Consider the following 17,343-nt stretch of genomic DNA (forward strand, 5'->3'; position numbering starts at 1 on the left):
TATTAGATTATATTCATGGCCGAATTGACCCCTCAGGAACAGCTGAACCGCCTGCGTAGCAGCATCGACAACATCGACTCCGCATTGATTCACATGCTCGCCGAACGCTTCCGATGCACCCAGGCGGTGGGAGAGCTCAAGGCCGAACACCAGATGCCCGCCTCCGACCCCGACCGCGAAAAGCGTCAGGTTGCTCGGCTGCGGGCCCTCGCCGAGGATGCCCAGCTGGACCCGGCCTTCGCCGAAAAGTGGTTCAACTTTGTTGTGGCCGAGGTGATTCAGCACCATGTGACCCTCGCCGAAGCACGCGAGGCCTAGGCTCCGTGGCAAAATCTTCCTCCGCGAAATCCGGCGTGCTGCGCGCCCCCGAATTCGATCCGGCCCCGCTGGACCACCTGGAATCCGGCCTGGATACCGAGGTCCGTGCCGGCGAGCGGCTCGATTCGCTGCGCTTTACGGACGTGGACCTCAGCGGCGCACCCCTCGCCGGGCTCGACCTGACCGAGTGCGAGTTCCTGGGCGTGGAGCTTGATGGAGCGGATCTGCGTGGATTCCGGGCGATCGATAGCCGCTTCGAACGGGTCAACGCGCCGGTGCTCAAGGTTGCGCGCTCGCAGTTCCGCGAGGTGCGGATCGAGGGGTCGCGCTTCGGGTCCGCCGAGGCCTACGATGCGGGCTGGGAGGCGGTCCACTTCATCGGCTGCAAGATCGGCTACCTCAACCTACGCTCGGCGATGATCACCAACATGGCCTTCACCGACTGCACGATCGATGAGCTGGACCTGGGCGGCGCCACCGTCTCCCGGCTGGCCTTCCCCGGAACCCAGGTGCACACCCTGGACATCACCGGGGCGCGCCTGGACAACGTCGACCTGCGCGGGCTGGAACCGCGGGTGCTCAACGGGATCGAATCCCTCGCCGGCAGCGTGATGACCGAGGCGCAGTTCGCCTGGATCGCGCCGCTCCTGGCCACGCATCTCGGGGTAACCCTCACCGCATAGCGCCGTTCCCCGGCCGCCGCCGCTCGACTACATCATCAGGGCGGCGATCAGGCTGAGGGCCGGGACCGCGAGCACCGTGGTGAGGAGCACGGTGTCGCGGGAGGCGACCATCCCCACGTTGTAGCGGCTGGCGAAATTGTAGACGTTTTGCGCGGTGGGCAGCGCCGAGATCATCACGGCGGCGGTGAGCTCGGGACCGGAGATCCCCAGCACCAGCACGCCGAAGCCCAGCGCGAGCGCGGGCATCACCGCGACCTTGATCAGGCTCGCCAGGATGATCTCCCCGGTGTGCTCCCCGGCCGCGAGGGGTTTGGAACCGTGCAGGGACATCCCGAACGCGATCAGGATCATCGGTATCGCCGCCCCGCCGATGATGTGGAACGGCTCAAACACGGCCTCGGGGACGGGGATTTCGGAGACCGCGACGAGCACCCCCAGAGCCGAGGCGATGACCATCGGATTGCGGAAGGGCTGGCTGAGGATTCCGCGCAGGGTCACCCGGCCCGAGGTGCCGAGGTCCAGCACGATCAGCACGATCGGGTTGAGAATCAGCAGCTGGAACAGCAGGACCGGGACCACCTCGGCGTAGTCCCCAAACACGTAGAGGGCCACCGGGAGCCCGATGTTGTTGGCGTTCAGCAGCGAGGCCGACAGCGCGCCGAGGGCCTGCTCGGGAACCGTGCGCTTCTTGCCCCGTCGCACGAGTGGTGCCAACAGCAGGAAGAGCCCGGCGGCACCGAATGCGGTCATCGCGGCCAGGGGCAGGCGGCTGGAGAACATCGTGGCGATCTCCGCGTGCGCGAGCGTGTAGAACAGCAGGGCCGGGGTGGCCACAAAAAACGCGACCCGGTTGAGGACAAACTGTCCCTGCGGACCGGCGGCACCCGAGCGGGCCAGGAGGTATCCGGCAAGGATGACGACCGCAATGATCCCGAATCCCGTGAGTACGCCGCCCATCCCCACACCCTATCGGGGTGGGCGTGCATGATGGTGCAGCCCCCGCGGGGGTTTGTTCATTCGCCGGACAAAACGGGCCAGGCTAAAAACAACGCCGGGTGGCACGGAACTCCGTACCACCCGGCGTCGTTCGGGGTGCGCTAGATGCGAGCCTCCACCGGTTCCGGCTTGCGTCGCGCCCGTGCCGCGGCGAACGTGCTGACCAGCAGCGCGCCCACGGTCCACAGCACCAGCACGGTGATCGAGCCGGCTGGGGAGCCGTCTCCGGTGATCGCCCGCAGGGCGTCGCTGGCGGGTCCGACCGGCATCCAGCCGACGGCCGACTGCAGCAGGGCCGGGGCGGTCGCGATGATGCCGCTGGCCAGGACCACGATTGCGACGATCATCGAGATGAACTTCCCCACGCCGCCCAGCAGCGCGCCGAGCGCCTGGTTGGTGGCGGCGAAGGCGACCCCGGCGAGCATCGCGATCGCGGCGAATCCGGCCCAGGGCCAGAAGTCGATCTTGAGCAGGGGTGCCAGTACCGCGGCGACCAGCAGACCCTGACCGGCTCCGAGCAGGGCCCCCGGCCAGAACGCACGCAGCGCGAGCAGCGGGGACGGACGGGTGGAGCCGTGTGCGCCGATGGGCAGCGGACGCAGCACCAGGAAGGTCGCCAGCGCGCCGAGCCACAGGGCGAGCACCGCATAGAACGGGGCACCCTGCGCGCCGAGTGCGCCGCCGAGGCTCTCGGTGGCGTTCTCCTTGCCGCCGGTGCGGATCGGATCGGCAACCACGCTGGAGAGCTTCTCGCGCTGCTGCTTGGAGTAGCTGGGCAGCTGGTCCACCGCGGTCTTCAGGCCGTCGGCGAGCTGCACCGCACCGCCTTCAAGGGAGGTGGCACCCTCGGTCAGCGGGGTGAATCCCTCGCCGAGCTGCGAGATTCCGGTGCTCAGCTTGGTGGCACCGTCGGCGAGACCGGACGAACCGGTCTGCAGCTTGTGGGTACCCTCGGCGAGGCCGGCGGCACCCTGGGCGAGGCCCGCGGCACCGGTGTTGAGCTTGCCCGCACCGTCGGCGAGGCCGGCGGCACCGGTCGCGAGCTGACCGCTGGCGGTGGCGAGGGCCGCGAGACCATCGAGAGCCGAGGGCTGACCGGGAGCGGCCGGCTTGGTCAGCCCGTCGAGCAGTCCGTTGACGCCGGCGGCGAGGCCGGGGTTCTGCGCGGTTCCATTACCCTTGATGGCGATTTCGGCGCCGGCCAGACGCGCGATCGCGCCGGTGGGGTCGGAGGGTCCACCCACCACACCGGCGAGCTGCTCGCAGAAGGCCTGGCTGGCACCGCTCGTTGCGCACTCGGCGGCAAGCTGACCGAGCTGACCGGCGACCGCGGTGTTCCCGGTCACCAGCTGACTGGTCTGACCCAGGCCGGCGCGCAGCGGGGCTTCACCCTGCTTGATACCCTGCAGGCCGCCACTCAGCGCGTTCAGCCCGTCGTGGAGCTGACTGGCGCCACCGGCGAGCTGCTGCGCACCCTGGGCCAGCGGTCCGGTTCCCTGGGCGAGCTGCCCGGCACCCGAGCTCAGCTGGTCGGCGCCGGACGCGAGCGCGCCGACACCGGTGTTGAGCTGCCCGGCACCGTTGGCCAGTGCGCCGGCACCCGTGCCCAGCTGGGTCACGCCCTCGCCCACCTGGCCGAGTCCGCCGCTGAGCTTGCCCGCGCCATCGGCGAGCTGGCTGGCCCCATCGGAGGCCTTACCGATCTGCTCGCCGAGGGTGTTGAAGCCCACGTAGATGTTGTCGAGGTAGGTCTCGGTCAGCTGCTTTCCGCTGAGCGAGGCGGCGGTGTTGGCCACGGTCTGGCTGATCGCGCCGTCCACCAGCTTGGCGGCGTCGCTCGTGGTCACGTCGATCACGGCCTCGCGCGGCTTGTCCCCGGAGATCGAGGTCGCGGCGGCGGAGAAGTCCTTGGGGATCGTCACCACGGCCACGTACTCACCCGAGGCGAGTCCGCTGCGGGCGTCGTCGGCGTCGGTGATGGTCCAGTCGTAGTTGGTCTCGGTCTTGCCCGGTGCGGACACCAGGCCCGCGGTCAGCTGACGACCCAGGGGCACCAGCTGGCCGTTCACGGTGACCGGCTTGTCCTCGTTCACGATGGCGGCGCGGACGTTGTGTAGGCGGCTGGAGGGGTCCCACAGCGCCCACACCAGGATGCCCGCGATCACCAGCGGCACCAGGACCAGCCCGATGATCGAGAGGACGCGGCGACGCGGGGTACGCCCCGGCCGCTGCAGGAGGTCGGTTAGTGAGCTCATGCGAGCACCTCGGATTTCACGGTCGAGAGGGTCATCGAAACCACCGTCGTCGCGGGGGCGACGCACTCGGCCGCGATGGCCGGGTCGGTGGTTCCCAGAATCAGGGTGAGCGGCCGGCTTGCGGCCACCCGGGCGCGGGCGGCCTCGAGCCGGTCGCGCAGGCGGGTTCGGGTCAGCGGATCCAGGTGGTCCACCCCGTCGATCGCCAGGATCTCCGGGTTCTCGGCGAGCAGCGCCTCGAAGGCCCGCTCGCTGGTGTGGCTGATATCCACCCAGGCCGCGCGGCGACGTACGGCTCCGGCATGGGTCGGCAGCACGCGTCCGGTGACCTTAAGGATGCCCTCGGTCACCTCCTGGCGGCCGGTCAGCGTCAACAGGGTCTGGGACACCGCGGACGCCGGCCCCGACACCGTGAGCACGTCGCCGGGCCGAACCGAGACACCCACCGGGGCGAACTGGTCGCCGGCGGGACGCAGGTCCGCCCCCACGATCGCGTCGGTGTTGCCGGGCTCGGGCCACTCGCGCAGCTTGATGTCGTGGGACAGGCTTTCGCCCTCCACATCGAAGGACGGCAGGATCTTATCGAGCCAGCGCGGCATCTTCCACGCACGGTCGCCGAGCAGTGCGAGCACCGCGGGGACCAGCATCATGCGGACGATGAACGCATCCACGGCCACACCCACGGCCAGGCCCAGGGCGATCGGCTTGATGTTGTTATCGCCCTCGGGGATGAAGGCGGCGAACACGGCGATCATGATGATGGCGGCGGCCGTCACCACCTTGGCCGAACCGGTGAATCCGCGTTCGATGGCCTGCTTGGCGGTGGCCCCGTGGACGTATTCCTCACGCATTCGGGCTACCAGGAAGACCTCGTAGTCCATCGCCAGACCAAACAGCACACCCATCAGCAGGATCGGCATGAATGAGATCACCGGACCGGTTTGATGGACGTTGAACAGGTCCGCTGCCCAGCCCAGCTCAAACACCGCGGCGACCACACCGAAGGACACACCCACGCTCAGCAGGTAACCGAGGGTCGCCTTGATCGGGACCCAGATCGAGCGGAACACCATCGTCAGCAACACCAGCGAGAGGCCGACCACGAGCAGTCCGAACGGCAACAGCGCGCCGCCGAGCATGGTCGAGACATCGATCGCCATGGCCGTGTAGCCGGTGACCGAGAGCGAGACGCCGTACTTGTCCTGGAAGTGATCGTGCATCGAGCGGATCTTCGCCACCAGGTCCTGCGTCTGCTGCGAGTTGGGCCCATCGCTCGGGATCACCTGGATGATTCCGGTGTCCGCCGAGGCGTTGGGGGTCGCCAGCGGAACGGACTTCACGCCGGGCAGCTTCTCGATCTCGGCGGCCATATCCGACATCAGCTTGAGCGGGTCGGTGCTCTTGACGATGGTTCCGGTGACGATCAGCGGGCCGTTGAATCCGGCTCCGAAGTTATCGGCGATGCTGTCATAGGTTTCGCGCGATTCCGAACCCGGGGCGTGCGATCCGGCATCCGGCAGGGCCAGACGCAGGTGCAGGCCGGGCAGGGCGGCGGCGCCGAGACCCACCACGATCACGATGATGGTGACCAGCGGGAAGCGGGTTACCGCGCGCACCCAGCCGAGGAAGAAGCGGTTGGGCTTGGGCTCGGTGTGGACGGGCGCGGCGGCGGGGGCCGGGGCGGCATGAGCGGGCTTCGTGTCGTCGGCCGCGCCCTTTCCGCGGCGGGCCGCACGCTTCTCGGTGCGGGCGGCGTTTTTCAGCGCGCGACGTTCGGCGCGGCTGCCCACCTTGGGCCGCAGACGTTCGCCGGCAAAGCCGAGCATCGCGGGCATCAGGGTCAGCGAGATCAGCACGGCCACCAGGACCGATGCGGCGGCCCCGATACCCATCGTGGTGAGGAAGGGGATGCCGGCCACGAACAGGCCCACCAGGGCGATCATCACGGTCAGACCGGCGAAGACCACGGCCGAACCGGCGGTGGCGATGGCGCGGGCGGCGGACTCACGTGGATCCATTCCGCGCGCCAATTGCTCGGTATGTCTGGCCAGGATGAACAGGGCGTAGTCGATGCCCACCGCCAGGCCCAGCATCAGCGCGAGCATCAGGGTCGTGGACGGGACCGAGCCAAAGACGGTCACAAACATGATCGCCAGCGCCGACACACCCACACCCATCAGGGCGTTGAGCAGCGGCATTCCGGCGGCCACCACCGAGCCGAAGGTGAACAGCAGCACGATCAGCGCAACCACCACACCCACGGCCTCGGTCAGCGAGACGGCGGGAACCTCGGCGTTGAAGACGTCGCCACCGAGGGACGCGGTGGCCCCCTGCGGAAGCTCCTTCTTGAGGTCGGCCAGCGCGTTTTCCACGCCGTCGATGGTCTTGGGTTTGACCTCAAGCGCGGTGCCGGAGAACTGGATCGAGATCAGCGCGGCACGATCGTTATCGGCAATATTGCCCTTGACCGTGTCGCCAAAGGGCGAAACCGCGCCCTCGATGCCGTCGATCTTTTCCAGGGTCGAGACGGTGTCCTCGACGCTCTTCTTGATGGCCGGATCGTCGATCTTGAGCTTGTCGCCGCTGACCACCACGATCTGGCCGGATGCGCCACTGATCTGGGGGAAGGTGGTCTTGAGGCTATCGAGGGCGACCTGGGATTCGGTGCCCGGGATGCTGAAACTGTTCTCGGTACCCTGACCGAGCAGGCCCGCGCCCGCACCGAACAGGGCGAGGATCACGATCCAGATACCCAGCACGAGTTTGCGGGCGCCGAAGGCCCAGCGGCCCAGCGAATAGAGTAGGGATGACACGAAATAACTCCTGAACGAGGGGGCTCGTGGGAAAAGTTTGGATACGCTAGTGTATTCAATACACAAATGTATTCGATACATCGGTGTATCGCAATTTGTAGTGGAGAAAGCTGAGGATTTTATGAGTGCAGATACGGGAGAAGCGCCGGTCGTCGAAAGTGCCCGCCGCAAGCGGACCCGCGATCGCCTCATCGATGCCGCCTACGACGTCTTCGCCGAGCACGGGATCGCCGCGGCGACCGTCGAGCAGATCACCGAGCAGGCCGGATTTACTCGCGGCGCCTTTTACTCCAACTTCGAGTCCAAAGAGGAACTGTTCTTCGCCCTCGCCGACCGCGAAAACCAGGTGCGTTTCGACCGCCTGGAGGCGGGCCTGACCGCGTACCTCCCCGAGCGTGGTCAGATCACCACCGACCAGATCTCCGGCATCGTGCGCGACTTCCTTGGCCTGCAGCCCGATAACCGCTCCTGGTGCCTGATGCAGAGCGAGTTCCAGATGCTCGCGCTGCGCGATCCCGAGGTGGGCAAAACCTACATCGCCGGAGAGAATCGCGCGATGTCGATGCTCGGTGCCCGCCTGGATGAGCTGGTCGCGATGGTGGGGCTGCGCTTCACCATGGACTCGCGCGAGCTCTCCCAGGTGCTCGGTGCCATCTACTCGGACGGCATCACACGCGTCATGCTCGCCGGCTCAAGCAACCCCGGCCCGGACACCATCGACGAGGTCTCGGACACCATCGCCCGCATCGTGCAGGCATTCACCGAGCCGATCCCCGCCTAGCTCGTTCCGTCCCCCCCCAGGTTCTCTTCCTCGGGCTCCCTTTCGCCGCCTAATTCCTCCCGGCCTCGCTGCATAACCTGCTCCTCCACAGGCTCGCTTCCCCTGGCAGATGCAATCCACCGTTGGCCGGAATGGGTTGTGCGACGCGTGGATAGTGTGCAGCTCTTCGCCGGTGAGCGCGGACGATTGCGGCACTCGATAGACTGCATTCCCATCGCAGATCCCCAGCTGGCCTACGACCCTGGGGAACGTGGACAGGCCGACATCGATGGTGTTCGTGGACTCATCATGGTGCCATTGGCCTTTGTCAAAAAACATCCATTGCGAGATCTAGATACCCGGGGACCCGAGGGACACCCGATGCCCATGATGGGTAAGGCCGAAACCGACACCGGGTGAGCGACTTCGGCTGGGTGGGGGTTGCCGCTGGTGGGGCGCACTACGCACTTCGGATCCCTGCTCACATGTCGGCTGAGGCTATGTCATATCACTTCGATTTCGCCGAGCCAGCGGAACTAGGTATTACGCAGACGGTGGTGGCACCAGGGGGCCCATCCTCTTCGGAACGCGTCACACGGATTCTCCTTTTTGTTCCTTGGCGGGGACTGCGGTCGGTAACAACGATCGCGGTGGGCACCACCCTTATCGCGTTTCTCACCGCCCTCAATCGTGACGTCACGGGTGGTGGTTCCTCACATCGGGATGTAATCACCCTGCTGCTTTCCCTTGCGGCGATCTTCGTCGGGTTTGTTGCGCTTCGACGGGAGCCCTCGTTTGTATCGCGAATGCTCGCCCCTCTGCGGGCAACGATTGCAGTGTGTTCGTCACTCTTATTGCTGCTCGCCGGAGCGATTGGGCTGCGAACCTCGCCCACGCTCCTCTACTGGTTGTCTGCGAGCGGTGCGCTGGCGTGTGGCGTCGCATTTGTTGTATTGCTCGGTGCTCCTTTGATCCGCTTCATCCGAAAGCCAAATCACAGTAGATACCAGGGATAGCTTCGTAGCGTAGCCAGAAGACACACGTGTTACACAGGGAGGAGACAAGATGCATGATCGAAAAAAGCGAGTTCGTATACCCGGTGAACCGAGGTTTGTGGTGGAAGGGTTCACCGTTCCGCTCATGGTGGAGGAACCCAGGAGCGTCCCTCCCCATCCCGACCAAGGCTCCGAAGACGAAGGGAGTGAGTCATTTTTCTACTATCCGCAGTCTCGGATCGGGAAGAGTCGATTCGCCGACGACTAATGTGCGCGCCGGACCTGGTTGCACTCATTCGGGCTGTTCCCTTCCGGGTTAACGCCTGGACTGAGCCCTCGTGAACCTGATCAGGGAGCGGCTCTCGGTGGTGAGGTGTGAGGCGATATTGCCGGTCCGGGCGAATGTCGCCCAGTGTGCGCGCATCAGACGGCCCAGCCGGACGGATTCGGGTTCCTGGGTATCGCTGGCGAATACGGTGCCCGCCCAGGCTTTGGTAGAGCCGAGCAGGAGTACCAACTCGCTCATATGTGCCGGGCCGGTTGTGCTCTCCGGGGAGGCCCAGCGATAGCGATACCGGGTCACGTTTCCGCCTGCACGAGCGAGCCGCCGGCTGAAATTGCGCAGGGGGAGACCATACACAATCCAGGTTGTGGGGATAATCAGCAGGGCGCGCATCAGTCGGCCGAGTACACGGTGGCGGCGGATGCGGCGCAGTACGGGCAGCAGTGGGAGGTACAGTCCGGTTTCCTCGGCGGTGTGGCCGATCAACACATCGGTGCGCGCTGCGCAATCACGCCAGGCCGCGTCCCGTGTGGCTACGGCGGGCAACGGGGCAGCCCCATACTCGGGTCCAAATGGCAGTTGACCGGCAAATCCGCGCCAGGCGACCGCACGTTCGATGTGTTGCTGATACTCAACCAGCGTGGCAACCGATGCGTCCCGGGGTGGCCGGGACATCGCCCGCGCAGATCTGACCACCGCGTTGCGGTGCCGGCTGATCCCCACCGGGGCACTCTGAATAATGACCCGTCGAAACAGGTGCGCCGCGCCCTGAGCGATCATCAGATGAGCGATCGCATCGCCGCCTGCCGACTGCCCAAAGAGGGTCACCAAATCCGGGTTTCCGCCAAAGGCCGCGATGTGCGCGCGCACCCACTCCAGGGCGCTCATCAGATCCAGAAGGCCGAGGTTTTCGGGAACACCGGACTCATGGCCGAGGAAGCCAAACACTCCGAGCCGGTAGGTGACCTGCACCACAATCACGTTCTGTTCGGATACCAGCAGAGCCGGATCGTAGATTGGCACCGAACCCGCGCCGGTTGAATAGGCACCTCCATGCACCCACACCATAACCGGCAGCGAGGAGCCGGTATTAGCATCCTCCGGGGTGATAACCGAGAGCACCAGACAGTTCTCGGTCTGGTTCAGCGATGCCGGGGACAGTCTCAGCAGGTTCGAGAGCACCGGGGAGAACCGTTGCGGGCATGCGACCGGACGCTGATCTGCCGCCTCCACCGGTGTGTCCGCCGCGTCCGAGGGCGTACGCGCCGGCACTGGAACCGGTGGCTCAAACCGCCGCGCTGTGGCGTAGCGGATCCGCTCAAATCGGACCACGCCGTGACTCATGCGGCCCGCATACCCGAGCCGAGTTGTCCGCATATACTCTCCCCTCACCACATCCTGCAATGGTTGATATCCGAGAGTCTAGGGGACAAGACGAAGCGAGCCGGGCACCGAAGTGCCCGGCCCGCCGCCGTATCCGCTACTCGCTAGGCGAAGCGCTTGGGCAGGGTGTCGACGTGTGCGGTGCGCAGCTCGTCGAGGCCCACGGTGAAGACGTCCTGGACCTCGAGGGTGTTCGAGGAGGCGTCGGTGACACCGATGCGCTGCACCGGGTAGCCGCGGCCCTCGCACAGTCCGCGGAAGCGAACGTCGTCCTCGCGGCGAACCGAGACCAGCACGCGGCCGGTCGACTCGGAGAACAGGGCGGTGGTGGTGTCCACGCCGTCACGCTCGATGATGTCACCAAGCCAGATGCGGGCACCCACGCCGAAGCGCAGGACACCCTCGGCGAGAGTCTGGGCGAGCCCGCCGTCGGCGAGGTCGTGAGCGGCGCTGACGAGGCCCTCGGCCGAGGCTGCGCGCAGCAGCTCGCCCAGGACGATCTCGCCCGGCAGGTCCACCTCGGGCGGGGTGCCACCGAGGTGCGAGTGCACGGTGCCGGCCCAGGCCGACCCGGAGAGCTCCTCGCGGGTGGTGCCCAGGAGGTAGAGGTTCTCGCCGTCGTCCTGCCATCCGCTCGGGGTACGGTCGGCGACGTTGTCGATCACGCCGAGCACGCCCACCACGGGGGTCGGGAAGATCGGGGTGTCACCGGTCTGGTTGTAGAAGGAGACGTTTCCGCCGGTCACCGGGATGCCCAGCTCGAGGCAGGCGTCCGAGAGACCGTCCACGGCCTCGGAGAACTGCCACATGACCTCGGGGTTCTCGGGGGAACCGAAGTTCAGGCAGTCGGTTACGGCTGCGGGAACCGCGCCGGTCACGGCCACGTTGCGGTAGGCCTCGGCCAGGGCAAGCTTGGCGCCCTGACGCGGGTCCAGCTGGCAGAAGCGTCCGTTGGCGTCGGTTGCGATGGCGATACCCAGGCCGGTCTCCTCGTCGACGCGGATCATGCCGCCATCGTCGGGGAAGGACAGCGCGGTGTTGCCGAGCACGTAGTAGTCGTACTGGTCGGTGATCCAGGACTTATCGGCCTGGTTCGGGGAGGCCACGATCGAGAGGAACTGCTCGCGCAGCTCGCTGCCCTCGGTGGCGCGGGGCAGGGCCTCGCCGCGGTCGGCACGCAGGGCGTCGAGCCAGGTCGGGTAGGCAACCGGGCGGTCGTAGACCGGGCCATCCACCGCGACGGTGCTGGGGTCCACGTTGACGATTTCCTCGCCGTGCCAGTTGATGATCAGGCGGCCGGTGTCGGTCACCTCACCCATCACCGAGGTCTCCACGTCCCACTTGGCGGCGACGGCCAGGAAGGCGTCGAGCTTCTCGGGGGTGACCACGGCCATCATGCGCTCCTGCGACTCCGACATGAGGATTTCCTCGGGGGTCAGGTTCGGGTTGCGCAGCAGGGTGTTGCTCAGTTCGACGAACATGCCGCCGTCGCCATTTGCGGCCAGCTCGCTGGTGGCGCAGGAGATGCCCGCGGCACCGAGGTCCTGGATGCCCTCAACCAGCTCGTCGCGGTACATCTCCAGGCAGCACTCGATCAGCACCTTCTCGGCGAAGGGGTCGCCCACCTGAACGGCGGGACGCTTGGAGGGGCCGTCCTCCTCGAAGGCAACCGAGGAGAGGATCGAGGCACCACCGATGCCGTCGGCACCGGTGCGGGCACCAAACAGGACCACCTTGTTGCCCACGCCCGAGGCGTTGGCCAGGTGCAGGTCTTCGTGACGCAGCACACCCACGGCGAGGGCGTTAACCAGCGGGTTGCCCTGGTAGATCGGGTCAAACACGGTCTCGCCGCCGATGTTGGGCAGGCCCAGGCAGTTGCCGTAGAAGGAGATACCGCCGGTCACACCGTGCAGAACGCGGGCGGTGTCGGGGTGGTCGATGTCGCCGAAGCGCAGCTGATCCATGACGGCGACCGGACGGGCACCCATCGAGATGATGTCACGGACGATTCCGCCCACGCCGGTCGCGGCACCCTGGAAGGGCTCCACGTAGCTCGGGCTGTTGTGCGACTCAACCTTGAAGGTCACCGCCCAACCCTGGCCGATGTCCACCACGCCGGCGTTCTCGCCCATGCCAACCATGAGGTTCTTGGTCATCTCCGGGGTGACCTTCTTGCCAAACTTCCGGAGGTAGTTCTTGCTCGACTTATAGGAGCAGTGCTCGCTCCACATAACCGAGTACATGGCCAGCTCGCCCGAGGTGGGGCGGCGGCCGAGGATCTCACGGATCTTGAGGTATTCGCCCTCGGTCAGACCAAGCGCCGCATACGGCTGCTCGCGTTCCGGGGTGGCGATCGCGTTGGCCACGGTATCGGCCTCGGCGGCCGCGGCAGACGCGGCCTGGTTCTCTACGGTGGGGGGAATAGCGGTCACGGGTACGGTTTCTCCTCGAAGCAGCTGGTGCCGGACACCTCCCATCCTAGAGGGTGCGCGGCCCCATAAATCACCGTTCCGAACGCCCGGCCACCCGGGCTCGACACGCCGCGGAACGGCCGGGGGTCTTTGGGTTCGTAGTCGACACCCTCACCGTCGAGGAATCGGGCCGGTGGGCGTGCAAAAACCCGTTCCGTGGCATGCAGGCAAAGCAGTGCCCCGGACCCCCCTGTGGGATGCCCGGGGCACTGTGGGAGTGGGACTATTCGCCGCTCACACCCACGCGCGCACGGCGCAGGCGCGCGGCAATCAGCACGCCGCCGACCAGCGCCAGCGCTCCGGCACCGAGACTCAGCGGCATCCAGTTGGATGCGCCGGTGTTGGCCAGGTGGCCGCCACGGTTAGCGACCGGTGCGGCGACTGCCGAAGGGGTAGCCGAGGTCGGGGCGCCGACCTCGTATTCGTCCACGCCGATGTAGGGCGCGGCAACAAAGTTGAAGGTGTGCGAGAACGTCGAGTTGCCGAGGTACAGGTCGAGGCGCTTCGCGCCGGGCAGGGTTGAGGTGGTCTCGATCACGTTGACGCCGTGGGCATCCGTGACGTATCCCCGTTCGCCCTGGTGGACGACGGCAATTCCGAAGCTCTTCTCGGACCAACCGATGCTCACATCCGGCACACCCGCACCGTTCTTATCGGTCAGGGTGATACGTACGGCACTGCGCGCGGTGCCGTTGGAGAGAACATCGCCCGAGGTGAGCTGGGTGATATCCACGTTGAAACGAATCAGCGGGAAGTTGAGTACCCCCGTGAATCGGCCGGACGGATCGGCAAATTCAAAGCTCGCCAGCGTCTCATCGGGGCCGCTAATCGGGAACAGGCGGAAGCCGAGGTGGTCCCATTTACCCGGCACATCCGTGAGGAGGTTGTGGTAGCCCCCGTCGTCCTCGAAGGGGATGACCATGGCGGTTGAGGTGAACTCGGTATCGTCGTAGGTCGCCTCGGCGCTCACGATCGTCACGTCCTGGTTGGTGGCGTTCACTCGCTCGGGGTCGAAACCGAAGACGCCCGCGATGCGGTTCGAGGAGACGTCCAGCTGAGCGGTGAGGCTCTGCAGGGCGCTGGGCAGAACGTCCTCGACAAGGTTGTCCGACAGATCGATGTCGGTCGCCCCGGTCGCCTGCTCCAGGCCGGTCAGATCGATGATTCCACGACCGGAGCAATCGATGGTGGTCAGAGCGGCGATCGTTTCCGGGGTGACAATCCCGTCGGGAATCTGCTCGGCCAGGCAGGCCCGAAGCGCATCATCCGGGATGCCCGCGTCGGCATCGGCGGTGGGTGCGGCGAAGGCGGCGGCGCTGCCCGCCCCGATCAGGAAGGTAGAGAGTGCGAGCGCAGAGGCTGCGCGGGCAAGACGAGTGTGCATGGCATCACTTTATGGGGCGCGAATCGGTGCCGTAGATCCACACTCGGGGTCGAGATGGAATCGTAATGAAAATCCCGGTCAAGGCCCCTATTTGGGGGGTTTTATTACCGGTCCGAATTGCGCTTTTTGGCCGACCGCAGCACCGTTAGAGCAACCCCGGCGATGACCAGAATGGCCCCGATGATGATGATCGGGAGCAGGCCCTGGGCTCCGGTCTCGGCCAGCTGGGCGGCACCGGTGCCGGCGGCGGAGGGCAATACGGCGGCGGGCAGGACACCCATTCCCACCGGGGCGAGGATTCCGGCAAGAGCGGGAATCGACAGCAGCGCCAGCAGGACGATGATCGCGCGATTGGGGTTCGTTGTTGTACCCATGCCGTGAATCTACTCCGTAAGTCCGGAAAAGTCGAGGGTCAACCACGGGTTGATTCGTCTCATCCTCGGGACGTAAACCGGGTTGAAACCCCCGTATTTTTGCCGATCTCGATGTTAGGGTTCCGAGGTGAATGAACTGCTGACTCCCGCCCTGATCGCCCTGTTTTCCGGCGGCGTGCTCGCCGTGGTGTTGATTGTGCCGTTCGTCGCGACAAGCTATCGCAGGCGCGGAGGGCTGTCGTTCTGGCGCAGCATCGGCTGGTTGGCGTTTCTGGTCTACATGCTGGCGATCTGGTGCTACACCCTGCTGCCGATCCCCGGGAGCGCCGATTACCGCGCCAGCGGGGTTGAACTGGACATCATGTCCGGGGTGCGGGAGATCGCCAACTATCCACACGCGAACCTGCAGGACCTAGTTCATAACACCGCGTTCCTGCAGCTCGCTCTCAACGTTGTGCTGTTCATCCCGTTCGGGTTCCTGATGCGGACGTTGTTCCAGCGAGGATTCTTTGTGTCCACGCTGCTGGGTTTTGCGCTGTCGCTGCTGATCGAAACCACCCAGCTGACCGCGGTGTGGGGCCTGTTCCCCCGTCCGTATCGGGTATTTGACGTCGGCGATTTGGCGACCAACACCCTCGGTGCCCTGCTCGGATCGCTGCTGGCATTCGTGTTTGTGGGCTTCGCCCGGCGGGAGGAGGTGCGCCAGCGCGAACCGCGTCCGGTGACCGCCGGACGCCGGTTCCTCGGCTTCTTCTGCGACCTGCTGTTCCTCGGGCTGCTGGGCGGCGGGCTGGTGCTGATGGTTCGCGTCTACCGGGCCACGTTGCTGGGTCAGTCGGGTGCGGAACTCGCCACAACCACCCAGACCGAGACCCTGGTGGGCTTGATCCCGATCGCGATCCAGTACCTCTGCGTCATGATCGGCGGGGTCACCGTGGGCGAATCCGCGGTCCTGCTGGCCCCGGTGTATCACCGGGTGCCCGCGTTCTTCTCGCGCTTGCTGCGCTTTGTGTTTGGGCTCGGAGGATATGTGGCTCTCACCAGCATCGATGTCCCGGCAACCGCGATCATTCTGCCCTTCTTTACCCTTGCCTCGATCATCGGCGTCTGGGCCACCCGGGATCGTCGCGGTCTGGCCGATGCCATCGCCGGAAGCTCGGTGGCCGATCGGCGACTGGTGCGTGGCGGAGAACCGCGGGAATCGATCGGCGGACGAGGCGAAAATTACCCATCCCAGATGTGAGTTTTCTGGGGAATTTCCCCGGGGAGTGCTGCGCGCTTGCAGCGACCCGGGGCAGGCAGCACGCTAGGGAGGGGAGGCCTTCTCCCGCTGAAAGGGACGTACATGGCGGCATCGGGTTTCGGACGTGGCTGGGTGAGGGTTGCCCGAGTGGAGGCGTCGCGGGTGTGGTACGCGAGCAGCGGGCGGTGGATTCTGGTGTTGGCCGTGATCGCGACGATCGCGGCGGTTGCCTTCCCCGCAATCACTGGTGGGCTCATCGCTCAGGATGACGTGGTTCCCCTGGATCTGAATCTGGACGACGCCAATGTGGTGGGCTCCCTCTACCTGGCGGGTGCCGGGTTTATCGCCCTGCCCGCCCTGCTCTGGGGCATGATGATCGGTGATCCGCGGGCGCCCAGGCGGCATGCGAAGGCCGCATCGACACCGACGGCGGTTCCGGTATCGGCCGAGGCGCCGATCCAGTCCGCGGACGGGCAGTCCCCGACCGATTCTGCCCTCCGCACAAGCGTGGCCGATTCCGCGGACCGGTCCTTCTCGGACGAAAAGATCCGGCGCGGAAGCCTGGCCGACTCCCGGAGGCTTCGGGCCGCCCAGGCCGAGCGTCGGGAAGCCAAGCGCCGAGACCGAGCCCGGCTTCGCGCGCGGTCGGTGCGGATCTCCGAGCGAGTGAGTAGGGCCGCCGATCCTCGTGCCACGGTGGTCGCCCGCGTTGCTGTCGCCGCCGTCGCCGGACTGGTGCTGGGCGTCGTGCTGGTGGGTGTCGCCGTGTTGACCTCGGTGGTGGCCCTGACAATTTTTGGATCGTCCCTCTGGCTGACCGACGATCACACCCTGATGCTCGGGGTTCGGATGATCCTGGTCTCCATTGTGCTTACCGTTGCCGGAGCGGGGCTGGGCGCGCTGGTGCACGGCCTGCGCCCGTCGGTCTTACGGCCCATTCTGTTGGTGCTGGTGGCGCTCGCCGTGGTGGGGGTGGATGCCGGGATGCGGATCGCCAACGCGATGGGAGCCCTCCCCGATGCGATGATCCGCTTCGTACCGAGCGTGATCACCCGCGCGGCGTCCGGCGTGGCCGGTGCGGGTTTTCCTCCCGCCACTCCGTTTGCAGTTTCGGGACCGCGCACGTTCGCGCTGCTCGCGGTGATCGCCTTGCTCACGGTCGCCGCCGCCACTACCCGCGCGGCCATCAGATCCCGACGCACCCCCGACGACACGGCCCCACGGCTCGCCCCGGCGTAGACGGGAAGCTGCCCCATCGGGTGGCCAAATAGGACGGCCCGCCGGGCTCGGGTAGGCGAGAGTGGGATGTCCCGCCCGAATCGCAGCAGCGAAAGCGCGAAGGCCTGCCGGACCTGCTTAGGCGGAAACACGACGGCCCGCCGGGA

At 66.3% G+C, this 17,343-nt stretch carries 12 protein-coding genes; 5 read left to right on the forward strand and 7 right to left on the reverse strand.

Annotation, left to right across the window (positions count from 1 at the left end):
* The first annotated feature begins 15 nt into the window (after positions 1–15).
* Both C7C57_RS01160 and C7C57_RS01165 read left to right on the forward strand, forming a co-directional pair.
* Entirely contained in the window at positions 16–318 is a 303-nt protein-coding gene (locus tag C7C57_RS01160; RefSeq protein WP_121649287.1) for a chorismate mutase, read from the forward strand.
* 5 nt (positions 319–323) lie between these two features.
* Positions 324–1,001 carry a pentapeptide repeat-containing protein gene (locus C7C57_RS01165; RefSeq protein ID WP_187977282.1) on the forward strand — a complete coding sequence of 226 codons (678 nt, stop codon included), beginning with the start codon at positions 324–326 and terminating at the stop codon, positions 999–1,001.
* A 27-nt stretch (positions 1,002–1,028) separates the two neighbouring features.
* Here C7C57_RS01165 and C7C57_RS01170 read toward each other — a convergent pair whose 3' ends face one another.
* The 3 genes from C7C57_RS01170 to C7C57_RS01180 form a co-directional block, all read right to left on the reverse strand.
* Positions 1,029–1,958, reverse strand: a complete 930-nt coding sequence (locus C7C57_RS01170) for an AEC family transporter (RefSeq protein ID WP_030147837.1) — start codon at positions 1,956–1,958, stop codon at positions 1,029–1,031.
* 140 nt (positions 1,959–2,098) lie between these two features.
* Entirely contained in the window at positions 2,099–4,252 is a 2,154-nt protein-coding gene (locus tag C7C57_RS15915) for a YhgE/Pip domain-containing protein (RefSeq protein WP_187977283.1), read from the reverse strand.
* On the reverse strand, positions 4,249–7,065 hold the full coding sequence (locus tag C7C57_RS01180; RefSeq protein WP_255505738.1) for an MMPL family transporter: 2,817 nt from the start codon (positions 7,063–7,065) through the stop codon (positions 4,249–4,251). The genes C7C57_RS15915 and C7C57_RS01180 overlap by 4 nt, the downstream gene beginning before the upstream one ends.
* A gap of 121 nt (positions 7,066–7,186) precedes the next feature.
* Here C7C57_RS01180 and C7C57_RS01185 point away from each other — a divergent pair, with 121 nt between their 5' ends.
* Entirely contained in the window at positions 7,187–7,846 is a 660-nt protein-coding gene (locus C7C57_RS01185) for a TetR/AcrR family transcriptional regulator (RefSeq protein WP_187977284.1), read from the forward strand.
* Positions 7,847–9,136: 1,290 nt separating this feature from the next.
* On the opposite strand, the gene C7C57_RS01190 is transcribed toward C7C57_RS01185, so the two are convergent.
* From C7C57_RS01190 to C7C57_RS01205, 4 genes are all read right to left on the reverse strand, one after another.
* The gene (locus tag C7C57_RS01190; protein ID WP_187977285.1) at positions 9,137–10,480 is read right to left on the reverse strand and encodes a carboxylesterase family protein; all 1,344 of its coding nucleotides are present in this window, start codon (positions 10,478–10,480) and stop codon (positions 9,137–9,139) included.
* A gap of 110 nt (positions 10,481–10,590) precedes the next feature.
* A complete protein-coding gene (gene purL, locus C7C57_RS01195) occupies positions 10,591–12,963 on the reverse strand; it encodes a phosphoribosylformylglycinamidine synthase subunit PurL (protein WP_187977286.1) in 2,373 nt (790 codons plus the stop codon).
* Between the two features lie 217 nt (positions 12,964–13,180).
* Positions 13,181–14,341 carry a hypothetical protein gene (locus tag C7C57_RS01200; RefSeq protein WP_187977287.1) on the reverse strand — a complete coding sequence of 387 codons (1,161 nt, stop codon included), beginning with the start codon at positions 14,339–14,341 and terminating at the stop codon, positions 13,181–13,183.
* Between the two features lie 104 nt (positions 14,342–14,445).
* A complete protein-coding gene (locus C7C57_RS01205; RefSeq protein ID WP_187977288.1) occupies positions 14,446–14,715 on the reverse strand; it encodes an LPXTG cell wall anchor domain-containing protein in 270 nt (89 codons plus the stop codon).
* Positions 14,716–14,842: 127 nt separating this feature from the next.
* On the opposite strand from C7C57_RS01205, the gene C7C57_RS01210 reads away from it, so the two are divergent.
* Together C7C57_RS01210 and C7C57_RS01215 are read left to right on the forward strand one after the other, a co-directional pair.
* On the forward strand, positions 14,843–15,958 hold the full coding sequence (locus C7C57_RS01210; RefSeq protein WP_187977289.1) for a VanZ family protein: 1,116 nt from the start codon (positions 14,843–14,845) through the stop codon (positions 15,956–15,958).
* A gap of 102 nt (positions 15,959–16,060) precedes the next feature.
* Entirely contained in the window at positions 16,061–17,197 is a 1,137-nt protein-coding gene (locus C7C57_RS01215) for a hypothetical protein (protein ID WP_187977290.1), read from the forward strand.
* Positions 17,198–17,343: the final 146 nt, after the last annotated feature.

Source organism: Mycetocola sp. JXN-3 (assembly GCF_014522285.1).
Lineage (GTDB): Bacteria > Actinomycetota > Actinomycetes > Actinomycetales > Microbacteriaceae > Mycetocola > Mycetocola saprophilus.

Bases quoted from the DNA above. Each gene is read 5' to 3' on its own strand.
- C7C57_RS01160 (WP_121649287.1), top strand. From the start codon at position 16: ATGGCCGAATTGACCCCTCAGGAACAGCTGAACCGCCTGCGTAGCAGC.
- C7C57_RS01170 (WP_030147837.1), bottom strand. From the start codon at position 1,958: ATGGGCGGCGTACTCACGGGATTCGGGATCATTGCGGTCGTCATCCTT.
- C7C57_RS15915 (WP_187977283.1), bottom strand. From the start codon at position 4,252: ATGAGCTCACTAACCGACCTCCTGCAGCGGCCGGGGCGTACCCCGCGT.
- C7C57_RS01185 (WP_187977284.1), top strand. From the start codon at position 7,187: ATGAGTGCAGATACGGGAGAAGCGCCGGTCGTCGAAAGTGCCCGCCGC.
- C7C57_RS01190 (WP_187977285.1), bottom strand. From the start codon at position 10,480: ATGCGGACAACTCGGCTCGGGTATGCGGGCCGCATGAGTCACGGCGTG.
- purL (WP_187977286.1), bottom strand. From the start codon at position 12,963: ATGGGAGGTGTCCGGCACCAGCTGCTTCGAGGAGAAACCGTACCCGTG.
- C7C57_RS01200 (WP_187977287.1), bottom strand. From the start codon at position 14,341: ATGCACACTCGTCTTGCCCGCGCAGCCTCTGCGCTCGCACTCTCTACC.
- C7C57_RS01205 (WP_187977288.1), bottom strand. From the start codon at position 14,715: ATGGGTACAACAACGAACCCCAATCGCGCGATCATCGTCCTGCTGGCG.
- C7C57_RS01215 (WP_187977290.1), top strand. From the start codon at position 16,061: ATGGCGGCATCGGGTTTCGGACGTGGCTGGGTGAGGGTTGCCCGAGTG.